This window comes from Streptomyces sp. NPDC046308, assembly GCF_055588065.1.
On record NZ_JBVJFB010000007.1, the window covers coordinates 1 to 13,307 of the forward strand.

The window sequence follows — 13,307 nt, forward strand, 5'->3', positions numbered from 1 at the left end:
GGAACGGACGCTTCCTTCGTACTCACCCTCGCGGGCTTTCCTCCGGGCTTTCGTTCTGTGTTCTTGCGTTTCCGACTCTATCAGACTCTTTCGGGTCCGACTTCCTCGGTGCTTTCCAGTTCCAGCCGCTTTCGCGCTTTCCCTTTCCGGCGATTCCGACTCTATCAGCGATTTCCCGACCCCTTGACCACTCGTCGTATTACCGAATAGGCATACGAAAAGACAGGAGAAGATCGAGATCGCGTTGAAGAGGAGGAGTCCCGTCCATCTGCCGTTCGCGAGAAGTTCACACGAGGCGTCCTGGCGGGAGTCACGACAGTACAGCCCCGGGGGTGCCCAAGCAAATCGATTCAGGCGTATGGTCTAGTCCACCGGTCTAGTCCACTAGTCTCCGTGCCGACGGACCAGCCCGGAGCAGGACGAAGATCGGGCGAACCCGAACATCAAGTGACATATCCTTCAGAAGAGTACGCCGTTCGCAACAGGCAGTGACGGCGACACGATGAGCCCCACCCCTGGGAGGCCCCCATGACCAGCGTGACGTCCCCACTCGCCGGGATCGCCATCGGACTCGCGGCAGTGCCGGATCCGGTGTTCTCCGGCGCGATGGTGGGACCGGGCACCGCCATTGATCCCGTGCGCGAGCCCTCGGAGGCGGTGGCCCCCGTCGACGGTGTGGTCGTCTCCCTGCACCCGCACGCGTACGTGGTGGTCGACGGCGAGGGCCACGGTGTGCTCACGCACCTCGGGATCGACACGGTTCAGCTCAACGGCGAGGGCTTCGAGCTGCTCGTGAACAAGGGCGACACCGTGACCCGCGGCCAGGCCGTCATCCGCTGGAACCCCGCCGCTGTCGAGGCCGCCGGCAAGTCGCCCATCTGTCCCGTCGTGGCGCTCGAGGCGACGCCTGACTCCCTCGGCGACGTCGTCGAGTCCGGCGACGTGAAGGCCGACGACGCCCTCTTCAGCTGGCGGTGACCTTCCGCCCGGCATGGGCGAACGAGTCGGACATCCACCGCGGCGGCTCGGCCCGCCGCTCAATCGGAGACGGGTGAAATGGAGACAACGCTGCGAGGCGTCGGCGTGAGCCACGGTGTGGCGATCGGCGAGGTGCGGCACATGGGCACGGCGGTTCTCGAGCCGCCGGCGAAGCAGATCACCGCGGACGAGGCGGAGCGCGAGCAGGGGCGCGCCCGTCAGGCCGTGAGTGCCGTGGCGGCCGATCTGATCGCGCGTGGCCAGCTGGCCGGTGGCGAGGCCCAGCACGTGCTCGAGGCCCAGGCGATGATCGCCGAGGACCCCGAGCTGATGGCGGACGTCGACCGGCGGATCGCCGTCGGCAGCACCGCCGAGCGGGGCGTTTACGACGCCTTCGCCTCCTACCGCGATCTGCTCGCGGGGGCCGGCGAGTACATGGCCGGCCGGGTGGCCGACCTGGACGACGTACGGAACCGCATCGTGGCGCGGCTGCTCGGTGTGCCGATGCCGGGTGTGCCCGACAGCGACGAGCCGTACGTGCTGATCGCGCGGGACCTGGCTCCCGCCGACACGGCGCTGCTGGACCCGGCGCTCGTCCTGGGTTTCGTGACCGAGGAGGGCGGGCCGACCAGTCACAGCGCGATCCTCGCGCGGGCGCTGGGTGTGCCGGCGATCGTGGCGCTGCCGGGTGCCGGTGAGATCGCCGAAGGCACGGTGATCGCCGTCGACGGCAGTACCGGTGACCTGTTCGTCGAGCCCACCTCCGCGAAGAAGGCGGAGCTGGCGGCCGCTGCCGCCGAGCGCAAGGCGGCTCTCGCCGCCTCGTCGGGTCCGGGTGCGACGTCCGACGGTCACAAGGTGCCGCTGCTGGCCAATGTCGGCGGTCCCGCCGACGTGCCGGCCGCGGTCGAGGCGGGCGCGGAGGGTGTGGGTCTGTTCCGCACCGAGTTCCTCTTCCTGGACGACAGCAAGAAGGCGCCCTCCGAGGAGAAGCAGGTCGAGTCCTACCGCAAGGTGCTCGAGGCGTTCCCCGAGGGCCGTGTCGTCGTGCGGGTGCTGGACGCCGGCGCCGACAAGCCGCTGGAGTTCCTGACGCCGGCCGACGAGCCGAACCCGGCGCTGGGTGTGCGCGGGCTGCGCTCGCTGCTGGACCACCCGGACGTGCTGCGCACGCAGCTCACCGCGCTGGCGAAGGCGGCCGAGGGGCTGCCGGTCTACCTCGAGGTCATGGCCCCGATGGTCGCCGACCGCACCGACGCCAGGGCCTTCGCGGACGCCTGCCGCGAGGCGGGCCTCAAGGCGAAGTTCGGCGCGATGGTGGAAATCCCCTCCGCCGCGCTCCGGGCGCGCTCGATCCTGCAGGAGGTCGAGTTCCTGTCGCTGGGAACGAACGACCTCGCGCAGTACGCCTTCGCCGCCGACCGTCAGGTCGGAGCGGTGTCGCGGCTGCAGGACCCGTGGCAGCCGGCGCTGCTCGACCTCATCTCCATGTCGGCCGAGGCGGCCAGGGCCGAGGGCAAGAGCTGCGGTGTCTGTGGTGAGGCCGCCGCGGATCCGCTGCTGGCCTGCGTGCTGACGGGTCTGGGCGTCACCTCCCTGTCGATGGGTGCCGCGTCGATTCCCTATGTGCGGGCGACGCTCGCCAAGTACACGCTCGCCCAGTGCGAGCGTGCCGCGGCGGCGGCCCGGGCGGCCGACAGCGCCGAGGAGGCGCGCGTGGCCGCACAGGCGGTGCTCTCCGGCGAGTAGCCGGACGGGGTGTGGTGTGGATCGTGGGGCCTTCGCCGGTGGCGAGGGCCCCACGGTCGTGCAGTGGCCTCGGTCGTTCAGTGGTGCGGGCCGGGGCCGTCGACCTCGTAGCCCGGGCAGTATTCGACCCCGGATTCCGGGGCGACGGGCTCCCCCGTGTCGGCGTCGGTGCAGTAGGCGTTGAAGACGGCCGCGGCCGAGAGGGCGGTGAGGCGGCCGCGGTCCAGGCGCCAGCCGTGGACCCGGTCGCGGTGGCCTTCGGTGGTGCTCCGCACGACGAGTCCCCCGGGTCCGCCCTGGGCGAGCCCGGCCGCGAGGACCGTCACGAAGTCGAGGCTTTCGCGGGCTTCGACGCGCGGCGGGGTGCCCGGGTCCCCGGTGGTGTCGGCGTGGAGGACGGCGACGAGTTGTTCCGCCTCGGTCGGGATGCTGCAGACGAAGTGGTGGTGGCCGGGTCCGGCGCCGGCCAGGAGGCGTTTGAGCGCGTCGGTGGCGCGGTCGAAGGAGGCGTGGCCGATGTCCTCGCCGCAGTCCGCGCAGCGGCCGATTCCGGCGAGGAGGGTGGTGGCGTACTCCCAGGTGGCCTGGCGGACCGCCTCGTCGACGAGGAGCGGGACGATCTCGTCGACGGGCTGACCGGTGTAGGGCAGGACGGCGCTGCCGCCGGCCAGTTCCGCGGTGAAGCGGGTACGGGTCTCGGCCGTGTCGGGATCGAGGTCGTGTTCCCCGCAGTACTCGGCGTAGGCGTCGGGGTCGAAGAGGGCGACGGTGGTGTGGATGCCCCGGGCCGCGAGGGACCGGAGCAGGCCGTCGACGTGGCGGAGGTACTCGGCGTAGTCGGCGGGGTGGTCGAACGTGAAGCTGCGGTAGCCGCACATGGCCGCGAAGTCCCCGGCGTCGGCCAGCAGGCCGAGGGTGCTGGGGACCTCGCGGCGCAGCGTGCGGCGCCGGTCGGTGTCGTGGTCGTTCTTGCGCGGTGGCATGGCTCCCCCTGAGTGATGCGATCTCCTGCTCACTCAGAGTAGTCATCGCCACTGACAGTGACGGTTGCCTCAGCCGCGGGTGCGGGCCAGCTCCTCGTAGAAGTGGAGGAGGTCGAGGTTGTCCACGGAGCCCGGGTTGACCGCCTTGGCCAGGGGTGCGCCTTGCAGGAGGCGCTTGACCGGCACCTCGATGCGCTTGCCCGTGAGGGTGTGCGGGATGCCCGGGACCTCGATGACCTCGTCGGGGACGTGGCGCGGGGAGAGTTCCTCGCGGATCGTCGCCTTGATCCGGGCGCGCAGGTCGTCATCGAGGGTGGCGCCGGGGGCGAGGTGGACGAAGAGCGGCATCCAGTAGCCGCCGTTCGGCTCCTCCAGGCCGATGACCAGCGACTCCTTGATCTCGGGGAGCCGCTCGACGGCCTCGTAGATGTCGGCGGAGCCCATCCGGACGCCCTGGCGGTTGAGCGTGGAGTCGGAGCGGCCGTGGATGATCACCGAGCCGTGGTCGGTGATCGTGATCCAGTCCCCGTGACGCCAGACCCCGGGGAACATCTCGAAGTAGCTGTCGCGGTAGCGGCTGCCGTCGGGGTCGTTCCAGAAGTGGATCGGCATGGACGGCATGGGGTTGGTGACGACGAGCTCGCCGACCTCGCCGACGACCGGCTTGCCCGAGGGGTCCCAGGACTGCAGGTCCGTGCCGAGGCAGGCCGCCTGGAGCTCGCCGATGTGCACGGGGAGGGTGGGCACCGCGCCGGCGAAGCAGCTGCAGACGTCCGTGCCCCCGCTGACGGAGGCGATCCAGAGGTCTTCGGCGACCTCGTCGTGGAGCCATCGGAAGCCGTCGGGCGGGAGCGGGGAGCCGGTGGTGGCCACGCACTTCACGGCGGAGAGGTCGAAGTCGCGCGCCGGGTGGACCTCGGCCTTGCGGCAGGCCATGACGTAGGCGGCGGAGGTGCCGTAGAGGGTGGCCTTCGTCCGCTCGGCGATGCGCCACTGGGCGCCCGTGTCGGGGTAGCCGGGGCTGCCGTCGTAGAGGACGACCGTCGTACCGGTGAGCAGTCCGGAGACGAGGAAGTTCCACATCATCCAGCCGGTGGAGGTGTACCAGAAGAACCGGTCCTCGGGCCCGAGGTCGCAGTGCAGGCCGAGCTGCTTGAGGTGTTCCAGGAGGATGCCGCCCTGGGACTGGACGATGGCCTTGGGCAGGCCCGTCGTACCGGAGGAGTAGAGGACCCAGAGGGGGTGGTCGAAGGGGACCGCCTCGAAGACGGGCTCCGTGTCCGCGGCGGTGAGCCCGGACCAGTCGAGGGCGCCGTCGGGGGCGGGCGTGCCGAGGAGCGGGATGTGGACGACGGCGCGCAGGGAGGGGAGCTCGGCGCGGAGTTCGGCGACGGTCTCGCGGCGGTCGTGCTCCTTGCCGCCGTAGCGGTAGCCGTCGACGGTGAACAGGACGACCGGCTCGACCTGCTGGAAGCGGTCGAGGACGCTGCGGGCGCCGAAGTCGGGGGCGCAGGAGGTCCAGACGCCGCCGACGGCGGCGGTGGCGAGGAGGGCGACGGTGGCCTCGGGGATGTTGGGGAGGTAGCCGCTGACGCGGTCGCCGGGGCGTACGCCGAGGGCACGCAGCTCGGCGGCGAGCGAGCCGACCTGGCGGCGGAGTGCGGCCCAGGTGACCGGGGTGACCTCGTGGGTCTCGTCCACGTACAGCAGGGCCGGATCGTCGGCGCGGGCCGGGTCCTCGGCGGCGCGCAGGGCGTGCTCGGCGTAGTTGAGGGTGGCCCCGGTGAACCAGCGGGCGCCGGGCATGGAGCGGTCGGCCAGGACGGACTCGTACGGGGTGGTGAAGCGGACCTCGAACCACTCGGCGACGGCCTGCCAGAAGGTGTCGAGCTCGTCGACGGACCAGCGGTGCAGGGCGGGGTAACCACCTTCGGCGGGGGCTCCGAAGCGGATCGCGGCCCAGGCCTGGAAGGCGGTGATGCGGGCCGCGGCGATCCGGTCGGGGCCCGGCGCCCAGAGGGGTTCCGGCTGCGTGGCTGAGGTCATGGGTCGGCTCCCGGTCAAGTCTGCGGCTCGCGCTTCGTGTGCGTACGGTGCCATCGCCAGGTGGGTGTCCGCGCGACGGCTCACAGGGACGATGCCACGTGATCGACATCCGCACCAGAGTCGTCATCGCCGCTCACGGGGTCGGCGGTATGTGGGCCGTCGCTGGTCGCGGCCGGTCGCCCCGCGGGTGAACGGCAGTTGAACGCAGCCCCTTCGGCCGGGGGCCGGTGGCAGGGTGATCTCCATGGACGGTCGTGATCTGGTGCGTGCGGTGAAGGACATCGGTTCGGAGCGCGGGCGGCGCGCCTGGCGCGCGGCGTGGCGCCACCGGCGCGCGGACGCGGTGGGGCTCCCGCGCCGGGGCGCGGAGCGGGCGCGCGTGCCGGGGCTGCTGAGCGGTACGGAGCCCCGCCCGGGCGGGGGTGTGCTGCGGTTCGCGCGCTCGGAGCTGCTGGTACGGGTCACGGCGGGCGGCGCGGTGTTCTGGGGCTGGGACGGGGCCGGGCCGACGCCCTCGTACGCGGTGGTGGGCGACGGGCCGGAGCCGGATCCGCGGGCGGTGCTGGAGCCGGACACCGGGGGCGGCTGGCGGGTGGTGTCGGAGCGGGTGACGGTGGCGGTGTCCCGGCACGGGGCGGTGGAGGTGCGCACCCCGGGCGGGACGGTGCTGCGGCGGGAGGCGCCGCCGCGGTGGTGGGAGCCGGTTCCCCTGGCCGGGGAGGCCGCGGCGGGGGCCGGATCCGGCTCGGGCGGGGCGGACCCGGCGGGGGACGCGGCCGGGGCCGGGCTCGGCGGGGCCGGGGTCGGGGCCGGCGGGGCCGGGGGCGGCGGGGCGGGATCCGGGGAGGGCGGGGCCCGGGTCGGCGGGGCGGGTGCCGGTGGGGTGGGTGCCGGTGGGGGGCGGTGGGTGCAGCGCAGTGAGGTGGCGGCCGACGCGCGGTTCTTCGGACTGGGCGGGCGGGCCGCGGGCCCGCGGCTGCGGGACGGGGCGTACCGGCTGTGGAACACGGACCCGAAGGGTGGCTTCGGGCCGGGCACCGATCCGCTGTACCTCACGATGCCGGTGCAGATGGTGGTCGCGGACGCGGGCACGCACCTGGTGTTCCACGACAACTCCTGGGACGGGCGGGTGGTGCTGCGGGAGGGCGAGGAGGGCGCGGGCTCGGGCGCGGACCGCCCCGGGGCGAGCGAACTGCGCATGGAGGGCGGGCCGCTGCGGTGCTGGGTGCTGGTGGGGACGCCGGCGCGGGTGCTGCAGGGCTGGTCGGGGCTGACGGGCGCGGCCGCGGTGCCGCCGGAGTGGGCGCTGGGGTACCAGCACGCGCGGTGGGGCTTCGGGAGCGGAGCCGAGGTACGGCGGGTGGTCGGGGGGTACGCGTCGCGCGGGCTGGCGCTGTCGGCCGTACACCTGGACATCGACCACTACGACGGGCACCGGGTGTTCACGGTGGACGAGGAGGCCTTCCCCGATCTGCCCGGGCTGGCGCGGGAGTTGCGGGATCAGGGGGTGCGGCTGGTCTCCATCGTGGATCCGGCGGTGAAAGCGGGGGACGCGGTGCACGCGTCGGGGCTGGCGGTGGGGGCGGAGGGCGCCTTCGTGCGGGACGCGCGGGGCACGGAGGTGCGCGGTGAGGTGTGGCCGGGCGAGTGCGCGTACCCGGACTTCACGGATCCGGCGGTACGGGAGTGGTGGGGCGGCCTGTACGAGGAGCGCCTCGCGCGGGGCTTCGCCGGTTTCTGGCACGACATGAACGAGCCGGTGTCGTTCGCGCCGTTCGGCGACGCCACGCTCCCGCGGTCGGCGCGGCACGTGATGGACGGGGCCGGCGGGGACCATCGCGCGGCGCACAACGTGTACGCGCTGGGGATGGCGCGGGCGGGGTGGGAGGGGCTGGTGCGGCTGCGGCCGGCCGAGCGGCCCTTCCTGTTCTCGCGGTCGGGCTGGGCGGGGATGCAGCGGTACGGGGGCACCTGGTCGGGGGACGTGGAATCCAGCTGGGAGGGGTTGCGGTCCTCGCTGGCGCTGGTGTTGGGGCTCGGGCTGTGCGGGGTGCCGTACTCGGGCCCGGACGTGGGCGGCTTCGGCGGGTCGCCGTCGCCGGAGTTGTACGTGCGGTGGCTGCAACTGGGCGCCTACCTGCCGCTGTTCCGCACCCACTCGGCGATCTGGGCGGGGCGGCGGGAGCCGTGGGCGTTCGGGCCCGAGGTGGAGCGGCAGGCGGCCGAGGTGATGGCGGAGCGGGAGCGGCTGCGGCCGTACTTCGTGACGCTGGCGCACCTGGCGCGGCGGACGGGCGCCCCGTACGTGCGGCCGCTGTGGTGGGGGGCGACGGAGGACCGGCGGCTGCGGGACTGCGAGGACGCGTTCCTGCTGGGCGACGCGCTGCTGGTCGCCCCGGTGCTGGAGTGCGGGGCGGACCGGCGGGCGGTACGGCTGCCACGGGGCCGGTGGTACGACACCGCCACCGGGGCGGCGTACGAGGGCCCGGGGCAGATCCTGCTGGACGCCCCGCAGGGGCGGATCCCGGTACTGGCCCGGGCGGGGTCCCTGCTGCCGGTCCGCTCCGCGCGGGGGGACGGTGACGGGGTGGCCCTGGAGGCCTGGGCGCCGGCGCGGGGGCGTACGGGTGGCGGGGTGGTGATCCGGGACCCGGGGCCGGGCTTCGAGGCGGGCGTGGTCGAGCGGTACACCGTGCGGTGGGCGGGGGACGCGGTGGTGGTGGAGGACGAGGCGGGGAACCGGGTGGAGGGGGTCACCGTACGGGGCCTGTAGGCGCGCGGGACCGGTGGCCGTACGGCCCGGCGCGTGGTGTCACCTTCCACGGATACGCAACCATCGGTTGCATGTCTGTCGGAGGTGGACTAGCTTTATATGCAACCGAAGGTTGCAAAAGAGGGAGACGGCCATGGAGCACGGGAGCATCGAGCGCGAGCTGTACGTCGACGCCTCGCCCGAGGTGGTGTTCGAGGTGCTCAGCAGCCCCGAGCACATCCGGGACTGGTGGAGCGCCGAGACCACCGCGTTCGAGCCGGCCGCAGGCGCGACGGCCCGTCTCACGTGGACGGACCAGGACACCGGCCGGCGCCAGTCCGCGCCGTTCACGGTCGTCGAGGCCGACCCGCCACGGATGTTCTCGTTCCGGTGGACCTACGACGAGACGGAGACGGAGGCGGCGGGTCCCGGCAACTCGCTGCTGGTGACCTTTGAGCTCGTCCCCGCGGGGACGGGAACCACGGTCCGCTTCCGCGAGAGCGGCTTCCGCGAGCGGGGCTGGGAGGCGGCCGTGCTCGAGGCCCACTACAACGACCACCGGCAGGGCTGGGACTTCTACCTGCCGCGCCTGGTCGCGACCGCCGATCGGCTGGCGGCGACGCGATGAGCGCCGCCGTCGACGACGACCTCTGGTCCGCGATAGGCGACCCGACCCGGCGCCGCATGATCGACCTCCTGCTGGCCGACGGCCAGGGGACCGCGACGACGCTCAGCGCGCACCTGCCGGTGACCCGGCAGGCCGTGACCAAGCACCTGGCCGTGCTCGACCGGGTGGGTCTCGTACGGTCCGCGCCGGCGGGACGGGAGAAGCGCTACCAGGTGGACGAGGCCCAGCTGGCCCGGGCCGTGGCGCAGCTGAACTCGGTCGGCGAGATCTGGGACGCCCGCCTGCGGCGCGTCAAGAGCCTCGCCGAGGCGATCCAGCGGGCCAAGGACTCGGAGAAGTGACACGGAGAAGTGACCACGGAGAAGTGAGGAGATCGAGATGGTGGACATCCTGCACCGGGTAGGCATCACCGCCACCCCGGAGAAGGTCTACGAGGCGCTCACCACGGTCGAGGGTCTGGCCGCGTGGTGGACGACCGACACGAGCGGGACCGGCGACGGCGTCCTGGAGTTCCGGTTCGGCGACCTCGGCGGCTTCGACATGAAGGTGCTCGGCCTGCGGCCGAACGCACGGGTGCTGTGGGAGGTGGTCGACGGTCCGGCCGAGTGGATCGGGACCACGGTCGGCTTCGAGCTGACCCGGGACGGCGAGTGGACGATCCTCATGTTCACGCACGCGGGCTGGCGCGAACCCGTCGAGTTCATGAGCCACTGCAGCACCAAGTGGGCGACCTTCCTGATGAGCCTGAAGTCCCTGCTGGAGACGGGCTCCGGCGCGCCGCATCCGCGCGACGTGCAGATCGGCAACTGGCACTGACGCCACCGCCGCGGGGCTCAGGCGTACTTGCCCGCGAACCAGGCGTTCGCCGCCTCGGTGTGGAGGGGGAAGGCCAGGGCGGACGGGGCGCGGAGGATGTGCCACCCCGTGGTCTCGTTCGTCGGCATCGAGGCGGGGAGCTCGGCGGCGGGGCGGGGCGGGAGGAGGCCGAAGAGGAGGAGGTGGCCCGCCGGGGAGCTCAGGGCGTCGGCCAGGGTGACCTCGGAGGCGGGGGCCGTGATGCCGGTCTCCTCGCGGAGTTCGCGGACGACGGCGTCGCGCCAGTCCTCGCCGAAGTCGATGAAGCCGCCGGGCAGGGCGACGCCGCCGAGGGCCGGCTCGATGGTGCGGGTGATGACCACGAGGCCAGTGCCGTCAACATCCTCGACGGGCAGGAGGGTGACCGCCACCGGGAGGGGGTTGCGGTAGGCGGTCGCCCCGCAGGCGGTGCAGGTGCGGGGCCACGCGGGGGTGGCGTAGGGCGCTCCGCAGGTGGAGCAGTGCGAGTCCTTCAGCTGTGCCGGCATCCGGCGATGGTATGCCAAGGGGTATGCGGATGACGGCTGTTGTGGGTGCGCTCGCGGTGCTGGCCGGCGGGGCGGCGGCGCCCTCCGGACCCGAGACCGGTTTCGGGCCCGGGTTCGTGGCGCTGCGCGAGGTGGATCCGAGTGTCCGGCAGGACATGCGGTACGCCGGTGCGCGGAACTTCACCGGCGGGGTGGTGGACGGGTACGAGGAGCCGGTGTGCCTGCTGGCCCGGCCCGCCGCCGAGGCGCTGCGGCGCGCGCAGCGGGGGCTGCTGCGGCGCGGCTACGCGCTGCGGGTGTACGACTGCTACCGGCCGCAGCGGGCGGTGGACCGGTTCGTGCGGTGGGCGCGGGAGGCGGACGGCCCGGAGGACCGGGCGCGGAAGGCGGAGTTCTATCCGCGCGTGGAGCGGAGCCGGCTGATTCCGGAGGGGTACATCGCGGAGCGGTCCGGGCACAGCCGCGGGAGCACCCTCGACGTGACCCTGGAGGCACTCCCCGACCGGGAGGTCGACATGGGGACGGCCTTCGACTTCTTCGATCCGCTCTCGCACACCGACGACCCGCGGGTCACGGGCGCCGCCCGCGCCAACCGGCGGTTGCTGAAGGGGGCGCTGGCCGAGCAGGGGTTCGTGAACCTTCCCGAGGAGTGGTGGCACTTCACGTACAAGCCGGAGGCGTATCCGGACACGTATTTCGATTTCCCCGTCTCTGTCGCCGCCGTGCGGCCCTGAGTACCGTGCCCGCATGACTTTCAGCTCGTACGAGGAATTCTGGCCGTACTACGTCGCGATGCACTCCCGGGCCGCCACCCGCTGGATCCACCTCACCGGCACGCTCACCGGTCTGGCCGTGACCGCCTACGGGCTGGCCCGCGGCCGCAAGCGCTATCTCGCCGCGCTTCCCCTGATCGGGTACGGGACCGCCTGGCCGGCGCACTTCCTGATCGAGGGGAACAACCCGGCCACCTTCGGCCATCCGGGGTGGTCGCTGCGCGGGGACGCGCAGATGATCCGGATGATGCTGGCCGGGCGGGACGCGGAGCTGGGCGAGATCGCCCGGAAGTGGCTCGTCGAGAACCCGTGCCAGGGTCGCCCGCCCGTGACAGACTTCTGACGATCCGTCAGACATCTGCTGGGGAGGGGTCTTGGCACGCACACGCACACCCGTCGTGAACGGGTGGTTCACCGAGGACGGTCCGGACGGCGGCTTCCGGCTGCTCGGCACCCGGTGCTCGGCCTGCACCGCGGTGTTCTTCCCGCGCGAGGACGCCTACTGCCGCAATCCGCACTGTCCGGGCGGCGGCGAGCTCGCCGAGGTGCCGCTGTCCCCGCGGGGCCGGGTCTGGTCCTACACCGACGGGCGCTACCGGCCGCCGGCGCCCTACGTGTCCGACCCGGACGCGCCCTGGGAGCCGTACACGCTGGTCGCGGTGGAACTGGAGGCCGAGGGGATGGTCGTGCTGGGGCAGGCGGCGCCCGGGGTGGGGGTCGCCGATCTGGCGGTCGGTGCGGAGGTCGAGGTGGTCGGCGGCGTACTGAACGAGGACGCCGGCACCGTCTGGACCACCTGGCGGTTCAAGCCGGTGGGAGGGGCGGCATGAGCGTCGCCGACATAGCCGTCCTCGGGGCCGGCATGCACCCCTGGGGCAAATGGGGCCGCAGCTTCGTGGAGTACGGCCGGACCGCCGCACGTGCGGCGCTCGCGGACGCCGGACTGGACTGGACGGACGTGCAGTCGATCGTCGGGGCCGACACCGTGCGCTCCGGGTATCCGGGCTACGTGGCCGGTGCCACCTTCGCGCAGGCGCTGGGCTGGCAGGGCGCCCGGGTGACCAGCGTGTACGCGGCCTGCGCCTCCGGGGCGCAGGCGATCGGCGCGGCCCGCGCACAGATCCTGGCGGGCCTGGCCGACGTGGTCCTCGTGGTGGGTGCGGACGCGGCGCCCAAGGGGTTCTTCGCGCCGGCGGGCGGGGACCGGCCGGACGATCCGGACTGGCTGCGATTCCGGGTGCTGGGCGCCACCAACCCGGCGTACTTCGCGCTGTACGCCCGGCGCAGGATGGCCGTGCACGGGGACACCCCGGAGGACTTCGCCCTGGTCAAGGTGAAGAACGCGGCGGCCGGGGCGCTCAACCCGTACGCCCGCTACCGCACGAGCGTGAGCGTCGAGGAGGTCGCGGCCTCGGCGGTGGTCGCCGATCCGCTCCGGCTGCTCGACATCTGCGCCACCTCCGACGGTGGTGCGGCGCTGGTGCTGAGCAGCATGGAGTTCGCGCGCTCGCGCGGGGTGGCCGATCCGGTGCGGATCCGGGCGGTGTCCACGGTGACGCCCACCTATCCGCGGACGGTGCTGGACCTGCCGGACATCGCCACCGACTCGGTGGTGGCCGTGGATCCGGCGGCCGGTTCCTTCCGGTCCTCGATCGCGCGTGCCGCGTACGAGGAGGCGGGGCTCGGGCCGGACGAGCTGTCGCTCGCCGAGGTGTACGACCTGTCCACCGCCCTCGAACTGGAGTGGTACGAGGACATCGGACTGTGCGCGGAGGGCGAGGGCGCGAAGCTCGTCCGGGAGGGGGCGACCGCGCTGGGCGGCCGGATCCCGGTCAACACCAGTGGCGGGCTGGCCTCCTTCGGGGAGGCGGTGCCGGCTCAGGCCATCGCGCAGGTGTGCGAGCTGACGTGGCAGTTGCGCGGGGCGGCCGGGGACCGGCAGGTGCCGGGGGCGCGGGCCGGGATCACGGCAAATCAGGGGCTGTTCGGGCACGGGTCGGCCGTCGTCGCCGTGCGCTGAACAGCTCGTGTCGTCCGAACGCTTGACGGCCCCCG

The 13,307-nt window shown here is 73.0% G+C and carries 13 protein-coding genes; 10 read left to right on the forward strand and 3 right to left on the reverse strand.

Going from position 1 to position 13,307, the window contains the following annotated elements; genetic code table 11:
* The first annotated feature begins 528 nt into the window (after positions 1–528).
* A complete protein-coding gene (locus tag ACZ6JT_RS25950; RefSeq protein ID WP_365480563.1) occupies positions 529–978 on the forward strand; it encodes a PTS sugar transporter subunit IIA in 450 nt (149 codons plus the stop codon).
* A 78-nt stretch (positions 979–1,056) separates the two neighbouring features.
* A complete protein-coding gene (gene ptsP, locus ACZ6JT_RS25955) occupies positions 1,057–2,727 on the forward strand; it encodes a phosphoenolpyruvate--protein phosphotransferase (RefSeq protein ID WP_376619607.1) in 1,671 nt (556 codons plus the stop codon).
* A 77-nt stretch (positions 2,728–2,804) separates the two neighbouring features.
* Here ptsP and ACZ6JT_RS25960 read toward each other — a convergent pair whose 3' ends face one another.
* Together ACZ6JT_RS25960 and ACZ6JT_RS25965 are read right to left on the reverse strand one after the other, a co-directional pair.
* The gene (locus ACZ6JT_RS25960) at positions 2,805–3,710 is read right to left on the reverse strand and encodes a hypothetical protein (protein WP_469213310.1); all 906 of its coding nucleotides are present in this window, start codon (positions 3,708–3,710) and stop codon (positions 2,805–2,807) included.
* Positions 3,711–3,779: 69 nt separating this feature from the next.
* Positions 3,780–5,756, reverse strand: coding sequence for an acetoacetate--CoA ligase (locus ACZ6JT_RS25965; RefSeq protein ID WP_469213311.1), 1,977 nt, complete (start codon positions 5,754–5,756; stop codon positions 3,780–3,782).
* Positions 5,757–6,000: 244 nt separating this feature from the next.
* On the opposite strand from ACZ6JT_RS25965, the gene ACZ6JT_RS25970 reads away from it, so the two are divergent.
* The 4 genes from ACZ6JT_RS25970 to ACZ6JT_RS25985 all read left to right on the forward strand — a co-directional run bounded on the left by ACZ6JT_RS25970 (position 6,001) and on the right by ACZ6JT_RS25985 (position 9,952).
* Positions 6,001–8,529, forward strand: coding sequence for a glycoside hydrolase family 31 protein (locus ACZ6JT_RS25970; RefSeq protein WP_469213313.1), 2,529 nt, complete (start codon positions 6,001–6,003; stop codon positions 8,527–8,529).
* A gap of 133 nt (positions 8,530–8,662) precedes the next feature.
* On the forward strand, positions 8,663–9,136 hold the full coding sequence (locus tag ACZ6JT_RS25975; protein ID WP_469213314.1) for an SRPBCC domain-containing protein: 474 nt from the start codon (positions 8,663–8,665) through the stop codon (positions 9,134–9,136).
* The gene (locus ACZ6JT_RS25980) at positions 9,133–9,477 is read left to right on the forward strand and encodes an ArsR/SmtB family transcription factor (protein ID WP_469213316.1); all 345 of its coding nucleotides are present in this window, start codon (positions 9,133–9,135) and stop codon (positions 9,475–9,477) included. The genes ACZ6JT_RS25975 and ACZ6JT_RS25980 overlap by 4 nt, the downstream gene beginning before the upstream one ends.
* 37 nt (positions 9,478–9,514) lie before the next feature.
* Positions 9,515–9,952, forward strand: a complete 438-nt coding sequence (locus ACZ6JT_RS25985) for an SRPBCC family protein (protein WP_469213317.1) — start codon at positions 9,515–9,517, stop codon at positions 9,950–9,952.
* A gap of 17 nt (positions 9,953–9,969) precedes the next feature.
* Here ACZ6JT_RS25985 and ACZ6JT_RS25990 read toward each other — a convergent pair whose 3' ends face one another.
* On the reverse strand, positions 9,970–10,479 hold the full coding sequence (locus ACZ6JT_RS25990) for an NUDIX domain-containing protein (RefSeq protein WP_469213319.1): 510 nt from the start codon (positions 10,477–10,479) through the stop codon (positions 9,970–9,972).
* A gap of 11 nt (positions 10,480–10,490) precedes the next feature.
* Between ACZ6JT_RS25990 and ACZ6JT_RS25995 the strand changes: the two genes are divergently transcribed.
* Genes ACZ6JT_RS25995 through ACZ6JT_RS26010 form a run of 4 tightly spaced genes read left to right on the forward strand, consistent with a single transcriptional unit; the run spans position 10,491 to position 13,272 of the window.
* Entirely contained in the window at positions 10,491–11,213 is a 723-nt protein-coding gene (locus tag ACZ6JT_RS25995) for a M15 family metallopeptidase (protein WP_469213320.1), read from the forward strand.
* Between the two features lie 13 nt (positions 11,214–11,226).
* The gene (locus ACZ6JT_RS26000; RefSeq protein WP_469213321.1) at positions 11,227–11,595 is read left to right on the forward strand and encodes an Mpo1-like protein; all 369 of its coding nucleotides are present in this window, start codon (positions 11,227–11,229) and stop codon (positions 11,593–11,595) included.
* A gap of 31 nt (positions 11,596–11,626) precedes the next feature.
* Complete coding sequence (locus ACZ6JT_RS26005; protein WP_469213323.1) at positions 11,627–12,082, forward strand: Zn-ribbon domain-containing OB-fold protein; 456 nt, start codon at positions 11,627–11,629, stop codon at positions 12,080–12,082.
* Complete coding sequence (locus ACZ6JT_RS26010; RefSeq protein ID WP_469213325.1) at positions 12,079–13,272, forward strand: lipid-transfer protein; 1,194 nt, start codon at positions 12,079–12,081, stop codon at positions 13,270–13,272. The genes ACZ6JT_RS26005 and ACZ6JT_RS26010 overlap by 4 nt, the downstream gene beginning before the upstream one ends.
* The last annotated feature ends 35 nt before the right edge of the window (positions 13,273–13,307 follow it).